Here is a 22854-nt window from a genome sequence, read left to right as displayed (position 1 = left end):
CCTACGCATTGGTGAGGCGGTATTCGTAGGTCGGGTTAGCCGGCACGGCGTAACCCGACAAGGCTGTCATCAGCAGCCGCACTTCTCTTTCTGTACCGAGTCCAGCATGGCGCCGCGCGTCTGCAAGCCCAGCTTACCCAGCAGGGTGCGGTCGTCTTCCGCTTCCGGGTTGTCGGTGGTGAGCAGCTTGTCGCCGTAGAAGATGGAATTGGCACCAGCCAGGAAGCACATGGCTTGCACGGCTTCGCCCATCTGGCGCCGGCCCGCCGACAAACGCACGCGCGCTTTCGGCATGGTGATGCGGGCCACGGCAATCGTGCGCACGAATTCGAACGGGTCGAGCGCTTCCAGGCCATACAAAGGCGTGCCTTCCACCTGCACCAGGTGATTGACGGGCACCGATTCCGGATACGGATTCAAATTGGCCAGTTGGGCGATCAGGCCCGCGCGTTGCAAGCGCGTTTCGCCCATGCCGACGATGCCGCCGCAGCACACTTTCAAGCCTGCTTCGCGCACGCGGCCCAAAGTATCGAGGCGGTCCTGGTATTCGCGCGTGGAGATGACGTTGTCGTAAAACTCGGGCGCCGTGTCGAGGTTGTGGTTATAGAAATCGAGGCCCGCGTTTTTCAGACGGTCCGCTTGTCCCTCTTCCAGCATGCCCAAAGTAGCGCAGGTTTCCAGGCCCAGCGCCTTCACTTTGGTCACCATCTCTTCCACTTTTTCCATGTCGCGGTCCTTCGGGCCGCGCCAGGCGGCGCCCATGCAGAAGCGCGTGGCGCCGTTGGCTTTGGCCTGGCGGGCCGCGTCGAGCACCGTGTCGATGTCGAGGATTTTTTTCGCTTCCACGCCCGTGTCGTAGCGGGCCGCTTGCGGGCAGTAGCCGCAGTCTTCCTCGCAGCCGCCCGTCTTGATCGACAACAGGGTCGCCAGTTCTACATCGCCATCGGGGAAGTTGATGCGATGGGTTTGCTGGGCCTTGAACATCAGGTCATTGAAAGGCAGGTCGAACAGGGTCAGCACATCGGCGACGGGCCAGGTGGCCGCTTCCGGCACGGTGATGCGCGCCGCAGGGCGGTGCAGTTCGACGGTTTTTGCTGCTTCTTGGACGTGAGACATGTGATTCCTTCGCTTCTATTTTTGGATACGTTAGATGTTGGGATGTTGCGCCGGCCAGTTGGGCAAGCCGGTGAAATCGAGATACGCCGCCGCTGCTTGCGCGCTCGGTTGCGCCAGGCGCGGTACCTTGCCCAGCAGCGGCGCCGGGATGCGCTCGATCAGTGCATCGATATTTTCGTCGAGGAAGCGCATTTCCAGCTCCAGCGTGTTGGCGACCCAGCCGATCACGGTCAGGCCGCGCGCTTCGATGGCTTCCAGCGTCAGCAAGGCCTGGCTGATGCAGCCCAAACGCATGCCGACCACCAGGATCACCGGCAAATCGAGCTGCTGCGCCAGGTCGGCCGAGTCGAAACCGGGCGACAGCGGCACGCGAAAACCGCCCACGCCTTCGACCACGACGGCGTCCGAGGCGGCGGCGATCTCCAGGTAGGCGGCCAGAATCGGCACCGATTCGATACACACGCCTTCGAGAGCGGCGGCGATGTGCGGCGCGGCCGCCTCCTTCAGCATGTAGGGCGTGGTCAGGTTGCGCAGCATGGTGACGTTGCCGGCAGCGATCAGGCTGTCGGCGTCTTCATTATGCAGTTCGCCGTCGCGCATCTCGGCGCCGGCGGCCACGGGCTTCATGCCGCAGGCGCGCACGCCGCGCGCGACCAGCGCGTGCAGCAGGGCCGACGACGTCAGGGTCTTGCCGATTTCTGTGTCGGTACCGGTGACGAAACAGGCAAAGCGCGATGGCAGGCCGGTGGCAGCGGGTGCCGGCCGCACGGCCGGTACGGCTGTCACTTCTGCCAGGACAGGATCATCAAGGCTCATGGCGAGTCCTTTCCAAGGTGTTGACTGCGTTGATCAATTGCGCCACTTCCTGCGCCGTGTGGCCGGCCGACAGGGTCACGCGCAGGCGCGCCGTGCCTGCAGGCACGGTAGGCGGGCGGATCGCACCGACCCACAGCCCCTGCTGGTACAGTTGGGCGGCGATGCCCATCATTTCCGCGTTTTCGCCGATGATGACGGGCTGGATGGCGGAGAGTGACGGCAAGGCTTGCCAGCGTTGCAGCTGCAAGCCCTCGTTCCATTGCGCTACCAGCGCCGCCAAGTGCCCCCGACGCTGTTTTCCTTCGTCACCGGCGATGATGTCCAGGCTGGCCAAGAGCGCATGCGCAAGCGCCGGCGCGGCCGCCGTGGTGAAGATGTAGGGGCGCGCCTTCTGGATCAGCGTTTCGATCACGGCTTCATGCGCGCAAACAAAGGCGCCGCCCACGCCGGCCGATTTGCCCAGCGTTCCCACATACACCAGATGCGTCGACTGCAGGTCGAAGTGTTCGAGCGCGCCGCGGCCGTTCTCGCCCAGCGCGCCGAAGCCGTGCGCGTCGTCGACCACCAGCCAGGCGCCATGTTGTTCGCACAGGGCCAGCAGCGCGGGCAGCGGCGCCAGGTCGCCATCCATGCTGAAGATGCTGTCGGTGACGACGATCTTGGTTGTTGCCGCGCTGGCCGCCAGCAGGGTCGCCAGCGCGTCCAGGTCCGCATGCGGATACACGCGCGTCTTGACGCGGGCCAGGCGCGTGCCGTCGATCAGCGAGGCGTGGTTCAGCGCTTCCGAAAAGATCTCGGTCTGCGCATCGCCCGCCGCCAGGGCGGTCAGCACAGCTAAATTAGCCATGTAGCCGGTGCAGAAATACAGGGCGCGCGCCTGTTCCAGGTTGGCGCCCACGAAAGCGGCCAGGCGTTCTTCCAGCTGCGCGTGGGCGCGGCTATGGCCACTGATCAGGTGCGAAGCGCCGCTGCCGGCGCCATACAGGTCGGCGCCCTCTTTCAGCGCGTCCACGATGCGCGGATGCGATGCCAGGCCCAGGTAGTCATTGCTGCAAAAGGCCAGCATGGCGCGTCCGTCCACCGTCAGGCGCGGCGCGCACGGCGTGTCGACGGTGCGGCGGCGGCGGATCAGGCTGCGCTCTTCCAGCCCTTGAAGCTGCTGTTGCAATCGCGCGATCAGTTCCATCTCAGGCTCCGATCACATGATTGAAGACGGCCAGGGTCTGCTGGCCCAGGCCCGCGATATCTGCGTCGTCGAGGATGTACGGCGGCATCAGGTAGACGGTCGAACCGATGGGGCGCATCAACAGTTCGTGTTCCAGCGCGGTGCTGAAGAAGCGGCGCGAAAAATCGGGCGCCGCATCGATGGCGTCAAAGGCCCAGATCATGCCCTGCTGGCGGAAGTGTTTTACTTTTTCATGCTGCGCCAGCGGCGCCAGGGCGCGCGTGATCTTGGCGGCGCGCTCCCGGTTGGCCACCAGCACATCGTCTTCCTCGAAAATCGACAGGGTCGCCAGCGCCGCGCGGCAGGCCAGCGGGTTGCCCGTGTACGAGTGCGAATGCAGGAAGCCGCGCCGCACGTCGGTGCTGTAGAACGCCTGGTAGATATCTTCGCGCGTCATCACCAGCGATAAAGGCAGGTAGCCGCCGCTGATTCCCTTGGACAGACACACGAAGTCGGGCCAGATGCCGGCCTGTTCGCAGGCGAAGAAGGTGCCCGTGCGGCCGCAGCCGACGGCGATTTCATCGAGGATCAGGTGTACCTGGTAGCGGTCGCACAGGGCGCGCACCAGCGACAGGTACAGCGGGTCGTGCATGGCCATGCCGGTGGCGCACTGCACCAGCGGCTCGATGATGATGGCGGCGATCTTGTCGGCCTTCTGCTGGAACAGCTGTTCCACTTCAAAGGCGGCGCGGCGCGCCACGTCTTGCGCCGATTCGCCTTCGACTGCCTGGCGGAAGTCGGGCGACATCACTGTCTGCGAGGCGCGTAATAAAGGGCCGTAGGCATCCTTGAACAGGGCGACGTCGGTTACGGCCAGCGCGCCGATGGTTTCGCCGTGGTAGCTGCCTTTCAGGCAGACGAATTCCTGCTTTTCACTTTTGCCGCTGTTGCGCCACGCATGAAAACTCATTTTCAGGGCGATTTCCACGGCCGACGCGCCGTCGGAGGCGTAAAAGCTGTGACCGAGCACGCCGTTGGTCAATGCCGACAGCTTTTCCGACAGTTCGACCACCGGTTCATGCGTGAACCCGGCCAGCATGGCGTGTTCCAGCCGGTCCAGTTGATCCTTCAGTTCCGCATTGATGCGCGGATTGGCATGGCCGAACAGGTTCACCCACCATGAACTGATGGCGTCCAGGTAGCGTCGGCCTTCGTGGTCATACAGCCAGGCGCCGCGGCCATGGCTGACGGGGATGAGCGGTACAGCGTCGTTAGCCGATGCGTGATGCTGCATCTGTGTGCAAGGATGCCACACGCTGCGCAGACTGCGTTCGACCCAGCCCGATTGTTTTTCTGCTTTCAAAACTGCTCCAATGATATTCTTAGTCCATGAGCTTTGGACTATTAACTAGCCCATGAGCCAACTCGGCTTGCGCTTGTCGAGGAAGGACTGCACGCCTTCGCGCCCCTGTTCCGAGGCGCGGATCTGCGCGATGCGCTCGGCCGTGTCCGCCAGCAGCGCGTCGTCGACCGGCTGGCCGGCGATCTCGCGCACCAGCGTTTTCGCTTGCGCCACGGCGTGCGGGCTGTTGCCCGTCAGCGCTTTCAGCACGTCCAAGGTTTTCGCGTCCAGTGCGCTTGCTGCGACTACCTCGTGGGCAAAGCCGATGCGTAGCGCTTCCTGCGCAGAGAATCGCTCGGCGGTCAGGAAATAGCGGCGTGCCGCGTTTTCGCCCATGGCCTTGATGACATACGGTGAAATAGTGGCCGGGATCAGTCCCAGCCGCACTTCGCTCAGGCAGAAATGCACGTCTTCCGCAACCAGAATGATATCGCATGCGGCGACCAGGCCCATGCCGCCCGCATAGCAGTCGCCCTGGATCTTTGCCACCACGGGCTTGGGACACAGGTAAATCGTGCGCAGCATCTGCGCCAGTTGCAGCGCGTCGGCCTGGTTTTCGGCATGCGTGTAGCCGGCCATCTTCTTCATCCAGTTCAAGTCCGCGCCGGCGCAAAACGCTGCGCCGTTCGCGGCCAGCACGATGGCGCGCACCATGTCGCTGCGCCCCAGGCCCTCGAAGGCGCGCGCCAATTCGGCGATCGTCGTCTCGTTGAAGGCGTTGCGCACGTCGGGACGGTTCAGGGTCACGGTGGCGACATTGCCCTCAATGACCAGCTTTAAGGTTTCAAATTCCATTTTTCTTCCCCTTACATGCGGAATACGCCGAACTTCGTGTCCGGGATTTCCGCGTTCAAGGCGGCCGACAGGCCCAGGCCCAGCACCATGCGGGTGTCGGCCGGGTCGATCACGCCGTCGTCCCACAGGCGCGCGGTGGCATAGTATGGGTGGCCCTGGTGTTCGTATTGATCCTTGATCGGCTGCTTGAAGGCGGCTTCCTCGTCCGCACTCCATTCGCCGCCCTTGCCTTCGATGCCGTCGCGCTTGACGGTCGCCAGCACGGAAGCCGCCTGGTCGCCGCCCATGACGGAAATGCGCGCATTGGGCCACATCCACATGAAGCGGGGAGAAAACGCGCGGCCGCACATGCCGTAATTGCCGGCGCCGAAGCTGCCGCCGATGATCACCGTGAATTTCGGTACGGCCGCCGTGGCCACGGCTGTCACCATCTTGGCGCCATTGCGGGCAATGCCCTCGTTTTCGTATTTGCGGCCCACCATGAAGCCGGTGATGTTTTGCAGGAAGATGAGCGGGATCTTGCGCTGGCAGCACAATTCGATGAAATGCGTGCCTTTCAGCGCCGATTCGGAGAACAAGATGCCGTTATTGGCGATGATGCCCACCTTGACGCCATAGATGTGCGCAAAGCCGCAGATCAGGGTGGTGCCGTAGCGGGCCTTGAACTCGTCGAAATCGCTGCCGTCGACGATGCGCGCGATCACTTCCCTCACATCGAACGGCTTGCGCGTGTCGACGGGGATCACGCCATACAGTTCCTGCGTCGGGTATTTCGGTTCGACGGACTCGCGCATCGCCATCTGCTGCGGCTTGGTGCGGTTCAGGTTCGAGACGATGGTGCGCGCCAGCGACAGCGCGTGCAAGTCGTTCTGCGCCAGGTGGTCGACCACGCCGGACAAGCGCGTATGCACGTCGCCGCCACCGAGGTCTTCGGCTGTCACGACTTCACCGGTGGCCGCTTTCACCAGCGGCGGGCCGCCGAGGAAAATCGTGCCCTGCTCCTTGACGATGATCGATTCATCGCTCATGGCCGGCACGTAGGCGCCGCCTGCCGTGCAAGAGCCCATCACCACGGCGATCTGCGGGATGCCCTTGGCCGACAGGTTTGCCTGGTTGTAGAAGATACGGCCGAAATGGTCGCGGTCGGGGAAGACGTCGTCCTGGTTCGGCAGGTTGGCGCCGCCCGAGTCGACCAGGTAGATGCAGGGCAGGTTGTTCTGGTCGGCGATTTCCTGGGCGCGCAAGTGCTTTTTGACCGTCATCGGGTAATACGTGCCGCCCTTGACGGTGGCGTCGTTACACACGATGACGCATTCCTGGCCCGAGACGCGGCCAATGCCGGTGATGATGCCGGCGGAAGGCGCCGCATCGACGCCCTTGGCGTCCTGGTACATGGCGTAGGCCGCCATCTGGGAAAACTCGAGGAAGGGCGTACCGGGGTCGAGCAGCATCTGCACGCGGTCGCGCGGCAGCAGTTTTCCGCGCGCCAGGTGCTTGGCAGCTGCCGCCTCGCCGCCGCCGGCCGCGATTTTCTCCACCTTGTCGCGCAAATCGTCGACGATGGCTTGCATGGCCGCGGCATTGACCTTGAAATCTTCACTGCGCGGATTGAGTTTGCTTTCGATGTGCGGCATTGTGCTTCCTTTTTATGATCGCCCGGTCTCTCGGGTCGCGCTATTCGGGAAAACTGCCGTCGAGATAAAACCAGCGCATGCCACCCTCGCCTGCCTCGCGCACGAAGCGGCTCACTTCATGCAGGCGGTGCGCGCGGCCGTTGACCTTGTAGCGGGCCACGAATTCCACGCTGTCGCGGTGTATCTCTTCGGCTTGATCTGCTGATACTGCTTTACGTTGACGTAAACGTAAAGCAGATTTTACCTCAAGTCCCAGCCAGTGGACTTTTTCTTCGTCGGCAAATAAAGCGTCGCCGGGACGGGTGCTGGCGTGCCAGGTAGCGCGCAGATACGCTTCATCGCGCAAGGTAAATGCCGTGTAGCGCGAGCGCATCAGGGCTTCGGCCGTGGGCGGCAAGGCATCGCCCGCGATATACGGACCGCAGCAGCTGGCGTAGGAGGCGCCGCCACAGGGGCAGGCGGCAGATGTCGAGGGTGTGGGCATGCGGTAGCGGATAGGGAACAGGAAAGTCCCGCAATTATCCGCCATATCGGCAGCGGCGCGTGCGCGCCGCCTTGGCCGGCTATTTTTTCGGGCTGAGGAAGTCCAGCGCGAACGGCGGCGCCTTGCCCGCCATGAGGTCGGCCAGGATGCGCGCCGTGCCGGCGGCAAAGGTAAAGCCCAGCGGGCCATGGCCCACGTTGAGCCACAGATTGCCAACTTTGCTGGCGCCCACCAGCGGCGCGCTATTCGGCGTGGCGGGGCGCAGGCCGGCCCAGGCCGTGGCCTGGTCGTAATCGGCGCCGTGCGGCATGGCTTCGCGCGCCAGTCGCGTCAGGCCGGCGATGCGGCCCCAGTTGATGCTGTTGTCGGCGCCCACCATGTCGACCATGGCCGCCACGCGCAAGTCGCCACCGATACGTGCATACAGCACCTTGCGTTCGAAATCCGTGATGCTGATCTCGGGCGCCCGGTCTTGCGCGCGGATGGGCGCCGTCAGGCTGTAGCCTTTCAAGGGGTACAGGGGCAGGTAGATGCCCGCCGTGGCGGCCAGGTCGCGGCTTTGGATGCCGGCCGCCAGCACGTAGTGGTCCGCTTCCAGCAAGCCCAGGCTAGTGTCGACGCCTGTGATCTTGCCATTGCGCGTGACGAGGCGGCGTGCCTCGCCTTTTAATATCAGTGAACAATTCGGGTGTTGCAGCAGGCGCGCTTCCAGCGCCAGGCAAAAGGCGTGGCAATCGGCCACCGCTTCGCCTTCGGTAAAAATGCCGCCCGCCAGGGCACCTTGCAAGGCGGCCAGCGCCGGTTCGCGTTGCACGGCTTCCGCCGGCGACAAGACGACGCGCGCCTCTTCCGACTCGGGCCGGGCCACGGCCCGCTGAAAGATGGCCGGCGAACGATAGACAATGAGCTTGCCCGCATCGCGCCAGGCATACGCTTCGGGCGGCACGCTCAATTCCAGCTGCGCCATGCCGGCGCGGCTCCATTCGCCCAGTTGCAGCAGCTTGGCCGTCGTGCGGGCATTGCTGGCGCTGTTGCAATTGCGCAGGAAACTGGCCATCCAGCGCCATTGGCGCCAGTCCGCCTCGGGCCGGAAGCGCAGCGGACCATCTTTCTGCAGCAGCCATTGCAGGGCTTTGAAGGGTACACCCGCGTCCGCCAGCGGCGCCACATAGCGATAGCTGAGCTGGCCGCCATTGCGGTAGCTGGCGGCGACCGCCACCTGTTCATTGCGTTCCAGTACAGTGACCTTGTAGCCGGCCTCGGCCAGCCACCAGGCCGATGTCAGACCGACGACGCCGCCGCCGATAATGATGACTTGTTGCTGCATGTTGCCTCGCTGCGTTGCGCTCCCATGGTGCGGGAGCATTCGGGAAGAGCTTAGAGGCTGGCCGTTCAGGGAGCCAATGAAACATCATGGTGCAGCCATAACTTTCAGGAATGCACTATTTTGGTGCGAATTATTCATTGTTGTCAATCGCACCACGGTATAAGGTGCTGAGTATCAATTCCTCGCTGCGCCCCATGGCGGAATACGTGCCCGGATAGCGTTCGGGATCGCTGCCCGTGCCGCCCACCAGCATCACCATGCCGTTCTTGTTCTTGAAATCGAGCACGAAGGCGGAGACCAGGCCATACGCGTCGCCCAGGTGGCCGACCGCATGAAAACTGGCGCCTTCGACCAGGCCATTGCCCTGCCCCGCCAGCGCATCGAACTGTTGATTGCCCAGGCCCCAGGCGCGGTACAGGCCCCGCTCGCTGTTGCCATTGCCTCCATCGGCAGCCAACTGCCATTGCCGTCCAAACATCAGCACGATGCTGGCCGGCTGCAATAGCTGCTTGCCCTGGTGGCGGCCACCGTCGAGCAGCATCTGCATGACCGTGCCCAGTCCTGCGGCGGAGATGCGCAAGCCGCCCGTGGGACTGAAGACGGTGGCGTTGCTGCCGATTACATAGCGGGCCAGGCCAGCGGGCGCGGCAGGTGGACGCTGGTAAAAATCATCGGCTTGCGCGATCCAGGGGCCGTGCGGCTGCCACTGTTCCGTGTCGAGCGTGCGCTTGCGGTACAGGGTGGCCGTGTTCGCCAGCTCTTCCTTGGAGAATGCCGCCGGGTGGTAGCCGCCGCGTACATCGAGGGGATCGAGCAGCAAACGCCGCATGAGCAAGTCGAAGCGCTCGCCCGTGACCTTTTCCATTACGGTGCCGATCACGCCCCAGTTGAGGTTGCTATATGTAAAGTAATTGCCGGGCGCCGCAGCGGCATCCCACATCGCATCGCCGCCGGCCGTAAACACGTCGCGCAGGCTGCGTTCTGGTCCCCATGCGTAGCCGCCCGCGTCGCGCAGTGAGGAGGTATGGCTGAGCAGGCTGCGCAGGGTCACGGCTTGCTGGGGGAAATGCGGGTTGCGCAGGGAAAAGCCCAGATAGATGCCCACGTCCTGGTCCAGGCTCAGCTTGCCCTGCTCGACCAGCCGCATCAGGCCCAGGGTGGTCATCATCTTCGATACCGAGGCGATACGGAACAGGGTGGCCGGCGTCACGGGCAAGCTGTCCGCCGGCGTGGCGCCGAGGTGCCGATAGCCAAATTGTTGCTGATACGATACTTTGCCCTGGCGGATGGCCAGCACGGACAGGCTGGACAGCGGATGGGCCGGGTCATCGACGATGGAGGCCAGCGCCGCATCGAGCGCGCGCAGCGGCTCCTCCTGCCGCATCGTGTCGGCACCGTTGCCGAGCGGTGCGGCCAGTGCGGTCCAGGTCGTGCCCAGCAGCAGCAAGCCCAATAAACCCGTCATTTTGTTGATCATGCTTTCCCTGTGTCATGGTGGATGGAGGCCTTGCCAGCATAGGGTGGGATGGTTGACGACGCCAATGAAAATTGCTTATTTATCTATAATGCAAAGCTATACGTACGGTAAAACATCGTTTTTTTAAGTGTATAACCGTTATTTATGGGCATTTTCCATTTATTCATGGGTGGACGGGGTACGCGCAAGCGCCATCGCTATTACACTAGGAGGACAAGGAGAACTGTATGAGCCAGACCAGCGTAGAACTCAAGGTCGATTTAAATGACAATTCGCCTTTATATATGCAGATCGCCCGCAAGCTGAGCGATGACGTACGCAACGGCCGCTATCAGGTAGACCAGGCCCTGCCATCTGAACGTACCCTGTCCGAACTGCTCGACGTATCGCGCGTGACTGCCCGCAAGGCCATCGACCAGCTCGTCGAGCAAGGCCTCGTCGTGCGCCGCCGTGGTTCGGGCAACTATATTGCGCCACGCATCGAGCAGCCGCTGTCGAACCTGTCGAGCTTTTCCGAGCAGCTGCAGCAGCGCGGCTACCGCCCCGGCTCGCGCTGGCTCAAGCGTGAAGTCGTCATCGCCAGCAGCGATGAACAGCTGAGCCTGGGCCTGGCGCAGAACACGAAAGTGGCGCGCCTGGAGCGCTTGCGTCTGGCCGACGACGTGGTGATGGCGTATGAAGTGAGCGTGCTGCCCTTCAGCGTGGTGCCAGACCCGGCTGCCATGGGCGATTCGCTGTACGAATACTTGAGCAGCATAAAGAAGGCCCCCGTGCGCGCCTTGCAGCACATCCGCGCCATGAATGCGACGGACGTGCTGGCCAAGCAACTGGGCATCCCCGATGGCCAGGCCGTGCTGTTCATCACGCGCATCGCCTATCTGGAGTCCGGCGAAGCGGTGGAGCTCACGCATTCGTATTGTCGCAGCGATCATTACGACTTTGTTGCTGAAATGCGCCGCGCGCCATAATCTACTGCTCGAGCAGGCGCATCATGGATTCGGCCACGCCGACGGACGACTCCCAGCTCATGCCGGTCACCAGCCGTCCATCGACCTCGACGTGACTCTTGCCGTTGGCGCCGTGTCTGAATATGCCGCCATGGCGCTTGATGCTGGCTTCCGCCGAAAAGGGATAGGCCTTGTATATCGGCGATTCCTTGTTGAGAAACGCATCGGGGAACGAGGTGAGCACCTTGCCCTGGATCAGGAAAGTACCGTCACTGAGCTTCAGATTCTTGATGCCCTCGGTGCCATGGCAGATTGCCGCGATCACCCCGCCTTGTTGTTCGTAGATGCGCAAGGCGATGTCCTGCAGCGGCTTGTTTTCCGGGATGCCGACGATGGCCGCGCCGCCGCCGACGAAAGCCATGCCCACATACTCGTCTGCCTTGACCTCGGAGACGGGCTTGGTATGGGCCAGCGCCCACATGAAATCACTGTCGTACAGGTGCTTCTTGAGCAGCGCGTCCGACGTGACGACCATTTCCAGGGGAATAGCGCCACCGTCGGGACTGACGAAGTCGACCGCATACCCTGCTTTGCGAAATGCATCATAGGTATAGGCCAGCTCGGGGAAATTATTGCCTGCGTTAACCTTTGTGCCAGGATATTGATGCACATTCGACACCACCAGCAGCACCTTGCGTGCGTGGCGCGGGGCTGCCGGCTCGCGATCGGCCGACTTGCTGACGATCTTCCAGTTGCCGGCGATCTTTTTCAACAGAAACACATCCACATAGCGCACTCCTTGCTGGGGAATGTGGATCTCGGCCTTGGCGCTGGCCACCTTGCCGCTCACCTCCACCTTGATCAGTCGCCCATGGCGCCCATTGAATTGCCCTTTTTTCTCTTGGGAAAAGAGTTTGGCGTATTCCGGACCGCTCAACTCCCATTGCGCATCGTTTTTGCCGTCCAGGTAAAGACGGGCGGTGGCATGGAAGGCCTGGTTGATCTCGTGCGGTATGTTGAAGCTGGTGCCATGCAGATACAAGCGTACGGTCTCCCGGATGGCATTTTCGTCCTGGTCTGCGGTGGCGGCGGTGCCGGCGGCGGTGCTGCTGAGCAAGCAACAGGCGAGTATCGTGCGCATTAAAAATTGAATCATGGATTTACCCTGCATGTAGAACTGCGTTTATCGGAGCAACGACTATTTCAGGTCGCTGGTGGTCGATAAGTTATCGAAATGCAGGGGAATTGATGTCGCCAAACAGGATTTCAGACTCCGGAATGGCGATTCCGGAGCGGTTTTACGCGGAAATGGCCCTGGCCGACTGGCCAGATTGGGCGCGGAAGCTGGCGGGTGTCTGTCCAGCAACTTTTTTGAAGGTGGAGTAGAAGGTGGAACTGGAGTTGAACCCGCAGCGCTCGGCAACGATATCCATGTTCAGTTGCGGCTCGTCGGTCAATACCTGTTTCGCTTCGGCGATGCGGTATTCGTTGACGTAGGTATGGAAGCTCTTGCTCAGCTTGTCATTCAGTACCTGCGACACCTGCGCCTGCGTGCATCCCGCCCGCTTGGCCAGTTGGGCCAGGGTCAGGTTCGGATTCAGATAGGATTTCTGCCCGCTCATCTGTTGTTCCAGCGCAGCGAGCACGGCAAGCCCATCTTCGTGCGTCAGGCGGTTATTCTGGTATTTTTGCCTGGGGTCGGCAAGCGTCGAGGTTTCCTTTCTCAGCAGAAAGACCATGACCGCGACATGCAGCGAGAAGGTGAAGGACAAGGCGCCGACAATATAGGATGTGAACGGCGTGCTCGCGTACGCCGCCAGCATGACACAGCTGCCTGCAAAGACGCTCAGCAGTAGCACGCTGCTGGTAGTCATCCGCTGTCCGTCGTTCAGCCATGCATGGCGGCTTTGCCAGAGCAACTTGGCAGTTGCCAGCAGGTAGCCTAGCCAGAACACGTGAATGGCATGACTCGACAGGTCCCACACAGGACGATACGCGGAATACGGAAAGGCAACGCCTATGCCTATCAGCAGGAAGGACAAGCCGAGATGCCAGCGCCATTGTGGTCCTGCAGGCAGTTGTGCGCGCCCGGCCAGGAAAGAGCGCGCATAGAGATAGGTCAGGGGACCGATCAGCAGGCAGGCCGACAGGCCCAGCTGTCGGAATTCGATGGCGATCGCCGGGTTGAAGTAGAGGAAGGCGGATTTGGCGGTGCGCACCCCGACGGCAAGCAGCAATGCACCAAGCATGCAGTCGGCCAGGCTGCGGGGCCGACGGCTGAAAAAATAGACGGCCAGGAAAATGCCGTTGATGGCGCCAAGGGCGCTAAACAGGAACAGCAATTGGCGAGCGATCATGGGGCGTGTCGTGGATGTTGGCGTCGAACGGAAGTATAGACACAAACGGGAGCGTATCGAAGTACAAGTAGCACACCACCTTCCTGCACTACCCATAAGCTTCCGTTATGCCTGCACGCCAAGCTTTCATGGCTGATCTTGCACATCGGTATTAAACTGGTTTCACGTTCAACTATGTTCTGAAATCATGTTGAAAACTGAAACCCCGAGCCGGCGGCATCCGGATCTGGACTTGTATCCGGTGGAGCAACTGGTGGCGGCGCTGGTCGATGACCAGTTCTGGGCCGTCGAAGCCGTGCGGCTGGCGTCGCCCGACATTGCTGCCGCCATCACGGCCGCCCTGCCCCGCATCGCCGCTGGCGGACGCTTGCTGTATGTGGGGGCCGGCACCTCGGGCCGCCTGGGCGTACTCGACAGCGTGGAACTCAATCCCACGTTTTCCTGGCCGCCCGAGCGGGCTGTCGCCATCCTCGCCGGCGGCGCCGGCGCCATGTTTGTGGCCGTCGAAGGGGCGGAAGATGATGTACAGCAAGGCGAGAAGGATTTGCTGGCCTTGCAGCCGCACATCAACGATGTGGTGATCTTGCTGGCCGCCTCCGGCGCCACGCCGTATGTGCTGGGCGCGCTGCTGGCCGCGCGCACGGCAGGCGCCTTGACGATCGGCATCGCCAACAATGTGGATGCCCCCGTGGCGCACGAGGCGCAATGCGGCATCGTGCTCGACACGGGCACGGAAGTCATTTCCGGCAGCACGCGTTTGAAAGCGGGCACGGCGCAAAAAATCACCCTGAACACGATTTCCAGCGCCCTGATGGTGGGTTTGCACAAAACTTACGGAAACTTGATGGTAGACTTGAAGCCGACCAACGCCAAGCTGATCTGGCGGGCGGTGCGTCTGACCATGCATGCCACCGGCGCCAGTGAGGCGCAGGCAAGGACCGTGCTGGAGCAATGCCACTATCACGTCAAGGTGGCGATCGTTGCCTTGATCAAGAAAATCAACACAAACCAGGCACAGGCATTGTTGGCCGGCGCGGACGGCAGTGTGCGGGCGGCACTGGCGGCGTGATCCGATGGCACGGCATTCTTCTGTCTGGGAGACCAAGAAGGATGTATGGAGCTAGTGAAACAAACCGCCCCGGCGCGCACGAATAAGCCGTGGCTGTGGATCCCTTCCCTGTATTTCGGCCAGGGCATCCCCTATGTAGTGGTCATGACCTTGTCCGTGATCATGTACAAGAACTACGGTTTTTCCAATACGGATATCGCGCTGTATACCAGTTGGCTGTACTTGCCCTGGGTCATCAAGCCCCTGTGGTCGCCCTTCATCGATATGTACCGCACCAAGCGTTTCTGGATCGTCGGCTTGCAGCTGGTGATCGGCGCCGCGCTGGCGCTGGTGGCCCTGACGACGTCGCTGCCGCATTTTTTCCAGATCAGCCTGGCCATTTTCTGGCTGATGGCCTTCAGTTCCGCCACGCATGACATTGCCGCCGATGGCTTTTATATGCTGGGCCTGGAAGAGCACCAGCAGGCGGCCTTCGTTGGCGTGCGCAGCACCTTTTACCGCCTGGCCATGATCGCCGGCCAGGGCGGCCTAGTATACCTGGCCGGCTATTTGACGCATGCGACGGGCAATGTGCAGCTGGCCTGGTCCGTCGTGTTTGCGATTTTGGCGGGCCTGTTCATCGCCCTCTTCCTGTATCACTATTTTGTCTTGCCGAAACCCAAGGATGACCGTCCCAGCATCCAGGGCGCCGGTATTTCTCCGCTGCAGGAATTCGTCGCTACCTTTGCTTCCTTCTTCAAGAAGAAGGATATTTTCGTCATCCTGGGCTTCTTGCTGCTGTTCCGCCTCGGCGAAGCGCAACTGCTCAAATTGGCCGCGCCCTTCCTGCTCGACCCTGTCGCCAAGGGTGGCCTGGGCCTCAGCACGGAACAGGTGGGCCTCGTCTACGGCACCATCGGCGTGATCGCGCTGACCCTGGGCGGCTTGCTGGGAGGATTCATCATTTCCCGCTTCGGCTTGAAACGCTGTTTGTGGATCATGGTACTGTCCGTCCACTTGCCCGATCTGGTCTTCGTTTACCTGGCCAGCGCCTTGCCCAGCAGCATCTATGTGATCGCCGGTGGCATTGCGTTGGAGCAATTCGGCTATGGCTTCGGTTTCGCGTCCTACATGTTGTACATGATCATGGTCTCCGATGGCGCGCATAAAACGGCCCATTACGCCATTTGCACGGGTTTCATGGCCCTGGGCATGATGTTGCCGGGCATGGCCAGCGGCTGGATACAGCAAATGCTCGGTTACCAGCATTTCTTCATCTGGGTCTGCATCGCCACCATTCCCGCCTTCATCATGGCCGCGCTGGTCAAAATCGATCCCGAATTCGGCAAGAAGGCCGAGGCCTGATTCTTTTGAACGGTGCGCCCGCAAGGATGGCGGGCGCACAGTAAAATGCCCGCACCGATACACCTGCGCTCCACCACTGCAAGGAATTGTTTTGTTGTCTACTTTGAAAAAACGCCTGGGCGCCACGGCCGGCGTACTGGCCGCGCTGGCCACCGCCGCATTGCTCAGCAGCTGTACCAGCACCAAGCTGCCCTCCGCAGTGACGCCGGGCGAAGCGGGCTTGCCGGCCGTGCCGCCCGTGCAGCACATCACGGGCGAAGTGCCGCCGCCGGCGCCGCGCGAGTTCCGCGCCGCCTGGGTCTCGACGGTCGCCAATATCGACTGGCCCAGCCGCAGCAATTTGCCGGTCGCCAAGCAGCAAGCCGAAGCGCTGGCCATCCTCGACCGCGCCAAGTCCTTGAATCTGAACGCGATTGTGTTGCAGGTGCGGCCCAGCGCCGACACGATTTACCCATCGCAACTGGAGCCGTGGTCGGAATACCTGACCGGCAAGCAGGGCCAGCCGCCGTTGCCGATGTATGACCCGCTGGCTTTCTGGGTAGCCCAGGCGCATGCGCGGGGCCTGGAATTGCACGCCTGGTTCAACCCTTATCGGGCCCGTCACGCGACGGCCAAGTCGCCACTGGCGCGCGACAGTTTCGCTTCCACCAATCCGGCGTCCGTCAAGCAATACGGCCGCTACCTGTGGATGGACCCGGGCGACGCCGCCGCGTCCAGGCACACGACGGACGTGGTACTCGACGTGGTACGCCGCTACGATATCGATGGCGTGCACATTGACGATTACTTTTATCCGTATCCGATCGACGCGCCCGGCGCCGGTGCGGGAGCCGAGACGGCCGCGCTGGACGCGGGCAATGGCGGCGCCAAACGCGAACTGCCGTTTCCCGATGAGCCTTCCTGGCAGCAATATTTGCTGGCCGGTGGCCAGCTGGATCGCCCTTCCTGGCGCCGCCAGAACGTCAACCAGCTGATCGAAGCCTTGTATACGGGCATCCACCGCGAAAAGAGCTGGGTGCGCTTCGGCATCAGCCCGTTTGGCATCGGCCGTCCCGACCGCCGCCCTGCCGGCATCGTCGGCTTCAGCCAGTACGATAAATTGTATGCGGATGCGGAACTGTGGCTGGCCAAGGGCTGGCTCGATTACCTGTCGCCGCAGCTGTACTGGCCCGTGGCGCAGGCGCCGCAAGCGTTTGGCGTGCTGCTCGACTACTGGCTGGCGCAAAATCCGTATGGCCGTCACGTGTGGCCGGGTTTATATACGAGCCGGATCGACAATTCCGCCAAGTCCTTTACGCCGCAAGAGATCATCAAGCAGATCGAAGTGACGCGCACGCGTCCCGGCGCGAATGGACAAGTGCATTTCAGCATGGCGCCGTTGATGCAGAACCGTAAAGGTGTCAGCGAGCAACTCAAGGCGACCGTGTATCAAAGCCCTGCCCTGATTCCCGCCACGCCATGGCTGGGCAAGGAAGCACCCGGTACGCCCGTGCTGGCCTTGCGCCGCGATTCCACCAGCCTGAACGTCAAATTGACGGCGGGCGGCGGCAAAGCCGTGGCCCAGTACGCCGTCTGGGCCCGTTATGGCGAAGACTGGCGTTTTACCGTGGTCACGGGCATGCAAGGCGAGCTGACCCTGGTTGACGATGCCATTGGTAAAGTCAACGCGGTGGTGGTCAGCGCCGTGGACCGCCTAGGCAATGAAAGCCCCCGTGTCACCGTGCGCGCACCGTTTGCGGCCCCCGCCAAGTAGTTGTTGACCGTTCACCGCTAGTCCATAACCTGCAGGCATGAAACATGCGCAAGCTTTCATGCCTGCAAGCCCAGCTTGGCTTTACACTCATGCCATGATTTCCCTCCCTGCAAGCAATACTGACACTGCCCTGCTGGGCCTGGGCATCGACGCGGGCGGTACACAGACGCGCTGGGCCCTGGCCACTGCGGATGGCGCCATCGTGGCCGACGGTGCCGTGGAAGGCTTGTCTGCCTTGCAAATGGGCAGCGCTGCGGGCCGCGTAGCCGTGCACGCCACGTTTACCCGGCTGTGCCAAGCCGTGCTGGCCGTCGGCCAGCCCCGCGCCGTGGTGGCGGGCTTGACGGGCTTTGGCGGCGATGATGTGGTGCTGGCGCAAACGTTGGCCACCCTGCTGGCGCTGGACGCCGGTGACGTCCGCGTGGGCAACGATATCGAGATCGCCTATCGCGACAGTTTTGAACCAGGCCAGGGTTATCTGGTCTACGCTGGCACGGGCTCGATCGCCGCCTGGATCGATACGGATGGCGTGTTTCATCGGGCGGGCGGGCGCGGCGTGCTGCTCGACGATGGCGGCGGCGGCTACTGGATCGCGCGCGAAGCCTTGCGCCACATCTGGCGCCGCGAAGATGAGGCGCCCGGCAGCTGGCAAGTGTCGCCCATGGCCGAAGCCGTGTTTGCGCAACTGGGTGGTAGCGACTGGTCGCTGTCGCGCGCCTTCATGTATGGCCAGGACCGGGGCGCCATCGGCCGGCTGGCGCTGGCCGTGGCCGCCAGTGCGGACGCCGACCCGCTGGCGCTGGACATCTTGCAGCGCGCGGGACAGGAACTGGCGCGCCTGGCGCTGGCGCTGACGGCGCGCTACGGTCCCCGTCCCGTGGTGCTGGCGGGCCGCGCGGCGCAGTTGCACCCGGCCATCGTGGTTGCCATGCGCGCCGCTTTGCCAGTATCGTTGATGTTGGAGCAAAAAGTTGCCCGTTCGCATGAGGCAGCGGCCAAGGTGGCGGCCAGGGCAGCTAGCAAGAACTGAACAATTTATTAACCCGAACACGGATCTTTCATGAAAAAAATCGCCCTCGCCCTGCTGGTGGCCCTGCTCTCCGCCTGTACCACGCCCGCGCCGCATCTCGACCACAGTTTGACGGCGCGCAGCCAGAGCCCGCGCGTGAAATTCATCGTCATCCATTACACGGTCAGCGACCTGCCCCGCTCGATCAAGATCCTGACGGAACAAGTGGTCAGCAGCCATTATTTGCTGACCGACACGGATAAGCCGAAGTTTTACGTGCTGGTCGACGAATCGCGCCAGGCGAATCACGCGGGTGTGAGTAACTGGAAGACGTACACACAGTTGAATGTCAGCTCGATCGGCATCGAGATCGTCAACCCCGGCTACAAGGACACGCCGGAAGGCCGCCTCTGGTATCCCTTCCCGCAGGCGCAGATCGATGAACTCATACCCCTGCTGAAAGATATCCAGGCACGTTACAACATCGCGCCGGAAAATATCCTCGGCCATAACGAAATCGCCCCGCAGCGCAAGCAGGACCCGGGCCCGTTGTTCCCATGGCGCCAGCTGGCCGATGCGGGCTTGATCGTCTGGCCCGATGCCAACCGTGTCGCCGCGCAGCGCCTCATGTTTGAGAGCCAAGTGCCGGACGCCGTCTGGTTCCAGAAAAAGCTGGCCCAGCACGGCTATGCGACACCACAGACGGGCGAGTTCGACGAAGCGACGCGCAATGTGTTGATCGCCTTCCAGATGAAATACCGCAATACATTGTTTGACGGCACGCCTGATAGCGAAACGGCGGCCCTGCTGGAAGTGCTGACGACACCGGCGCCAGCTGTTGTAGCAAAGTAGCATGGCTGTTCCAGCCCATGACTTTTTCTTATATGCTGAACATTGACGGTCCAGGTGGCCAAAGCAAGGTAAAGGAATAGCTCATGCGGCTGCGTCATATCGAAGTGTTTCATGCCATCATGCAAGTTGGCACCATCAGCGGCGCGGCCCAGGTGCTGCATATTTCGCAGCCGGCCGTGACCAAGGTCCTGCAGCATTGCGAATTGCAACTGGGCATGCCGCTGTTCGAGCGCGTGCGGGGCAAGCTGTACCCGAAGCCGGAGGCGCACCGCCTGTTTGTCGAGACGGAAAAACTCAACCGCGATTTATTGGGCATCCGCCGCCTGGCGGCCAGCCTGAAGGGCCACGCGGTGGAAACCATCCGCCTGGTCTCCACGCCGACGCTCGCCATCAGCGTCTTGCCATTTGCCATGACGGAGTGGAGGCGCGACTTCCCCCACACGCGTTGCCAGCTGGCTACCCACCACACGGGCGAGATCGTCAATACCCTGCGCCTGGGTGAAGCGGACCTTGCTGTGTCGCTGCAAGACCCGCGCCATCCGGGCATCGTGGCCGAACCCATTGCGCAGGGAGTCATGACGGTGATTGCCCCGGCCGGCACCTGGCATGCGGCCGATTGTGGCACGCCATTGACGGCGCATGGGTTGAATGGCGAGCTGATCGGTCATGCGGACAACGATCCGCTGGGTGAACTGGTGGTGGCCGCCTGCGAGGCGCAGGATATTCACCCCGTTTTTGCCACCGTGGTGCAGACCTATCAAATTGCCCGTTCCCTGGTGGAAGCGGGCGCCGGGATGGCCGTGGTCGACCCGTTTACGGCCGCGTCCGGCTCACCCGAGCGGCTGCAGCGCCGTCCCTGGGCGCCGACGATACCGATCCAACTGTATTTATTGACGGCGAGCCACTCGCCGCTGTCGCATGGCGCGCGGCGCCTGGCCGACAGCATCGGCGTGGCGGCACGCAACTGCCTGGAAAGAGGAGTCTGATGTCTGTTGCAAGTTTGCAATTGGAAGCGGTCGGCAGCGATCCGCAATTTCGCCACCTGAGCAGCATCGCCGGCATCGCCGTCGACTTGCGCTATGCCACGCCCGACAATTTCGTCGGCCGCGACTTATATAGCCCCATCGATTGCGCCTGGCTGCACCGCGATGCGGCCGCTGCACTGGAACAGGCCGTGGCCTGGCTGGCCGCGCATCGCCCCGATCATCATCTATTGGTGCTCGACGCCCTGCGCCCGCAACGGGTACAGCAGCAACTGTGGGACGCGCTGCAGGGAACGGAGTTGCTCGGCTATATCGCCGAACCGTCGCGCGGCTCGATCCACTCGTTCGGCATGGCGCTCGACATCACCATCGTGGGACCGGACGGGCAGGAACTGGACATGGGCACGGGCTTTGATGATTTAAGTGAACGCTCACACCCGGCGCTGGAACTGTCCTTGCTGGAAACGGGAGAAATTACCGAAGAGCACGTGGCGCACCGTCGCTTGTTGCGCGACGCCATGTTCCAAGCAGGCTTCTTTGGCATTAACAGCGAATGGTGGCATTTCGATTGCGGCGACCGGGTGCTGGTGCGCCAGACCTACACCCGGGTACTCTAGTTAAAAGACTTTCAAACCTTTCAGCATCACGATCAGGATCAGCACGGGCGAGACAAAGCGCAGCAGGAACAGCAGCACATGCGCCAGAGTTCTATTCTGCAACTGGCCGTGATTGCTGATCGCCTCAATGAAATGCTGCTTGCCCCAGGCCCAGCCTGTAAACAAGGCAATCGCGATGCCGCCCACGGGCAGGAAGATATTCGACGAGACGAAGTCGAACAGATCAAACATAGTCAAGTTAAACAGTTTGAAGTCCGCCAGGGTGCTGTTACTCAGGGCGCACACGGAGCCGAGCACGGCCAGCAGCAGCATGGTCACGAGCGTGGCCTTGGCGCGCGTCCAGCCGAAGCGTTCGTGAAAAATCACCACGGGCACTTCCATCAGTGACAGCATTGCCCCCGTGGCGGCGACGGCGGCCAGGATGAAGAACACTACCATCAGGACTTGTCCCATGGGAATTTGCGAGAACACGGCCGGGATGGTGATGAAGACCAGCGACGGTCCCGCACTGGGGGCGAAACCAAACGTGAACACGGCGGGGAAGATGGCGATGCCGGCCAGCATGGAGACGCCCAGGTCGGCCGCCATCACGCGTAAAGTCGTGACGGGGATATTCTGGTCGTCGCGGAAATAGCTGCCGTAGGTCATCATCGTACCCATGCCAACAGACAATTTAAAAAAGGCCAGGCCCATGGCCGTCAGCACGACGGAAGCCGTCAGCTTGGAAAAATCAGGACGGAACAGGAAAGCCAAGCCTTCACCCGCTTTATCCAGCGACAGGCTGACCGCACATAGCAGCAGTAGTAACAGGAATAGCAGCGGCATGAGTTTCTTGGCGATCGCCTCGATGCCCTTGGTCACGCCCAGCATCAATATGCCCCCGATAAACAGCAGCACGCCCCATTGCCACAACAGCGATTGCAGGGGATTGCTGATAAGCGAGGCGAAGGCCGCTTCCGTTACCAGCTTGTCGCTGCTGAGGATGGAGCCATCGAAGGCCTTGACGATGTAGGCAAACACCCAGCCTACCACTTCCGAATAAAACGCGACGATCAGGAAGGCGGCGACCATGCCGATCACGCCAACCAGCCACCAGGGTTTGCCCTTGGGGGCCAGCTGTTCCATGGTCGAGATGGGATTGACCTTGGCGCGGCGTCCCAGGGTGATTTCCGCGATCATCACGGGCAGGCCTACTAGTAAGGTCGCGAGCAGATAGATGAGCAGAAAGCCGGCGCCGCCATTGGCGCCCGTCAGGTAGGGGAACTTCCAGATATTGCCGAGACCGACTGCGGAACCGAGGGTGGCGGCGAGCACGCCGAAGCCAGTGGTAAAGCCAGCTCGTTTCAGGGTCAGGCCTGATCCTTGAGCTTGTTGTTTCATGGTGAATCTTCTATGGATGGACGCGGATTTGCGCTGAGGGGGCGAAATTGTAGCAGTTCGCTGTAAAAGCCCCGGAAAAGCCTTGCTACTACCCGGGCGCTTTGCTATAGTTCGCCTCCCCAATGAGACGCAGTCACTGCGGCAGTTGAGGATCACCGGAAACGGCGATGCAGCAGAAAAGAAGGAGTTGACGGATGTAGTGAAATGCTCCATACTCTTCCTTCTTCGCAGCTGACAAACACAACGCTTTGTCGATAGCGCGAGAGTAGTAAATAAGCAGCACCGAATACCGTTCTTTAACAATTAACAGTCGATAAGTGTGGGCAT

Annotated in this window: 21 protein-coding genes; 8 read left to right on the top strand and 13 right to left on the bottom strand. The window is 61.9% G+C overall.

The window, feature by feature from the left end; genetic code table 11:
* Positions 1-69: 69 nt before the first annotated feature.
* The 9 genes from bioB to ACQ4WL_RS25385 form a co-directional block, all read right to left on the bottom strand.
* Positions 70-1116 (bottom strand): biotin synthase BioB, encoded by a 1047-nt coding sequence (gene bioB / locus ACQ4WL_RS25425; RefSeq protein ID WP_436512239.1) that lies wholly within the window; start codon positions 1114-1116, stop codon positions 70-72.
* Between the two features lie 30 nt (positions 1117-1146).
* Positions 1147-1932, bottom strand: a complete 786-nt coding sequence (gene bioD / locus ACQ4WL_RS25420) for a dethiobiotin synthase (RefSeq protein WP_436512237.1) — start codon at positions 1930-1932, stop codon at positions 1147-1149.
* The gene (bioF, locus tag ACQ4WL_RS25415) at positions 1922-3118 is read right to left on the bottom strand and encodes an 8-amino-7-oxononanoate synthase (RefSeq protein ID WP_436512235.1); all 1197 of its coding nucleotides are present in this window, start codon (positions 3116-3118) and stop codon (positions 1922-1924) included. The genes bioD and bioF overlap by 11 nt, the downstream gene beginning before the upstream one ends.
* Position 3119: 1 nt before the next feature.
* A complete protein-coding gene (gene bioA, locus ACQ4WL_RS25410; RefSeq protein ID WP_436512233.1) occupies positions 3120-4460 on the bottom strand; it encodes an adenosylmethionine--8-amino-7-oxononanoate transaminase in 1341 nt (446 codons plus the stop codon).
* 45 nt (positions 4461-4505) lie between these two features.
* Positions 4506-5294, bottom strand: a complete 789-nt coding sequence (locus tag ACQ4WL_RS25405; RefSeq protein WP_436512232.1) for an enoyl-CoA hydratase/isomerase family protein — start codon at positions 5292-5294, stop codon at positions 4506-4508.
* 11 nt (positions 5295-5305) lie between these two features.
* Positions 5306-6928, bottom strand: a complete 1623-nt coding sequence (locus ACQ4WL_RS25400; RefSeq protein ID WP_436512230.1) for a carboxyl transferase domain-containing protein — start codon at positions 6926-6928, stop codon at positions 5306-5308.
* A 40-nt stretch (positions 6929-6968) separates the two neighbouring features.
* Entirely contained in the window at positions 6969-7412 is a 444-nt protein-coding gene (locus ACQ4WL_RS25395) for a YchJ family protein (RefSeq protein WP_436512229.1), read from the bottom strand.
* Positions 7413-7491: 79 nt separating this feature from the next.
* A complete protein-coding gene (locus tag ACQ4WL_RS25390; protein ID WP_436512228.1) occupies positions 7492-8778 on the bottom strand; it encodes a D-amino acid dehydrogenase in 1287 nt (428 codons plus the stop codon).
* Between the two features lie 91 nt (positions 8779-8869).
* Positions 8870-10216 carry a serine hydrolase domain-containing protein gene (locus ACQ4WL_RS25385; protein ID WP_436512226.1) on the bottom strand — a complete coding sequence of 449 codons (1347 nt, stop codon included), beginning with the start codon at positions 10214-10216 and terminating at the stop codon, positions 8870-8872.
* Between the two features lie 227 nt (positions 10217-10443).
* On the opposite strand from ACQ4WL_RS25385, the gene ACQ4WL_RS25380 reads away from it, so the two are divergent.
* Entirely contained in the window at positions 10444-11184 is a 741-nt protein-coding gene (locus ACQ4WL_RS25380; RefSeq protein ID WP_096232721.1) for a GntR family transcriptional regulator, read from the top strand.
* Between the two features lies 1 nt (position 11185).
* Here the strand turns inward: ACQ4WL_RS25380 and ACQ4WL_RS25375 are convergent, their stop codons facing one another.
* Both ACQ4WL_RS25375 and ACQ4WL_RS25370 read right to left on the bottom strand, forming a co-directional pair.
* Positions 11186-12334 carry a nuclear transport factor 2 family protein gene (locus ACQ4WL_RS25375; RefSeq protein ID WP_436512224.1) on the bottom strand — a complete coding sequence of 383 codons (1149 nt, stop codon included), beginning with the start codon at positions 12332-12334 and terminating at the stop codon, positions 11186-11188.
* A 127-nt stretch (positions 12335-12461) separates the two neighbouring features.
* A complete protein-coding gene (locus ACQ4WL_RS25370; protein WP_436512223.1) occupies positions 12462-13520 on the bottom strand; it encodes a helix-turn-helix transcriptional regulator in 1059 nt (352 codons plus the stop codon).
* A gap of 187 nt (positions 13521-13707) precedes the next feature.
* Here ACQ4WL_RS25370 and ACQ4WL_RS25365 point away from each other — a divergent pair, with 187 nt between their 5' ends.
* The 7 genes from ACQ4WL_RS25365 (at position 13708) to ACQ4WL_RS25335 (ending at position 21147) form a co-directional block, all read left to right on the top strand.
* Positions 13708-14589, top strand: a complete 882-nt coding sequence (locus tag ACQ4WL_RS25365; RefSeq protein WP_436512222.1) for an N-acetylmuramic acid 6-phosphate etherase — start codon at positions 13708-13710, stop codon at positions 14587-14589.
* 45 nt (positions 14590-14634) lie between these two features.
* Positions 14635-15933, top strand: coding sequence for an MFS transporter (locus ACQ4WL_RS25360; protein ID WP_436512220.1), 1299 nt, complete (start codon positions 14635-14637; stop codon positions 15931-15933).
* A gap of 91 nt (positions 15934-16024) precedes the next feature.
* Positions 16025-17686, top strand: coding sequence for a glycoside hydrolase family 10-like protein (locus ACQ4WL_RS25355; RefSeq protein WP_436512218.1), 1662 nt, complete (start codon positions 16025-16027; stop codon positions 17684-17686).
* A 94-nt stretch (positions 17687-17780) separates the two neighbouring features.
* The gene (locus tag ACQ4WL_RS25350; RefSeq protein WP_436512216.1) at positions 17781-18716 is read left to right on the top strand and encodes a BadF/BadG/BcrA/BcrD ATPase family protein; all 936 of its coding nucleotides are present in this window, start codon (positions 17781-17783) and stop codon (positions 18714-18716) included.
* A gap of 30 nt (positions 18717-18746) precedes the next feature.
* Positions 18747-19547, top strand: a complete 801-nt coding sequence (locus ACQ4WL_RS25345; protein WP_436512214.1) for an N-acetylmuramoyl-L-alanine amidase — start codon at positions 18747-18749, stop codon at positions 19545-19547.
* An 83-nt stretch (positions 19548-19630) separates the two neighbouring features.
* Entirely contained in the window at positions 19631-20533 is a 903-nt protein-coding gene (locus ACQ4WL_RS25340; RefSeq protein WP_436476041.1) for a LysR family transcriptional regulator, read from the top strand.
* Positions 20533-21147, top strand: a complete 615-nt coding sequence (locus ACQ4WL_RS25335; protein WP_436512213.1) for a M15 family metallopeptidase — start codon at positions 20533-20535, stop codon at positions 21145-21147. The genes ACQ4WL_RS25340 and ACQ4WL_RS25335 overlap by 1 nt, the downstream gene beginning before the upstream one ends.
* Here the strand turns inward: ACQ4WL_RS25335 and ACQ4WL_RS25330 are convergent, their stop codons facing one another.
* Both ACQ4WL_RS25330 and ACQ4WL_RS25325 read right to left on the bottom strand, forming a co-directional pair.
* Positions 21148-22527: a sodium-dependent transporter gene (locus tag ACQ4WL_RS25330; RefSeq protein WP_436512212.1), complete on the bottom strand. Its 1380-nt coding sequence runs from the start codon at positions 22525-22527 to the stop codon at positions 21148-21150.
* 133 nt (positions 22528-22660) lie between these two features.
* The coding region (locus tag ACQ4WL_RS25325; protein WP_436512210.1) for a hypothetical protein at positions 22661-22854 on the bottom strand (194 nt) is incomplete at its 5' end.

The organism is Janthinobacterium kochi, from assembly GCF_051380715.1.
In the GTDB taxonomy this organism is placed as follows: Bacteria; Pseudomonadota; Gammaproteobacteria; order Burkholderiales; family Burkholderiaceae_D; genus Janthinobacterium.
This window is presented reverse-complemented; position numbering and strand designations above follow the sequence as displayed.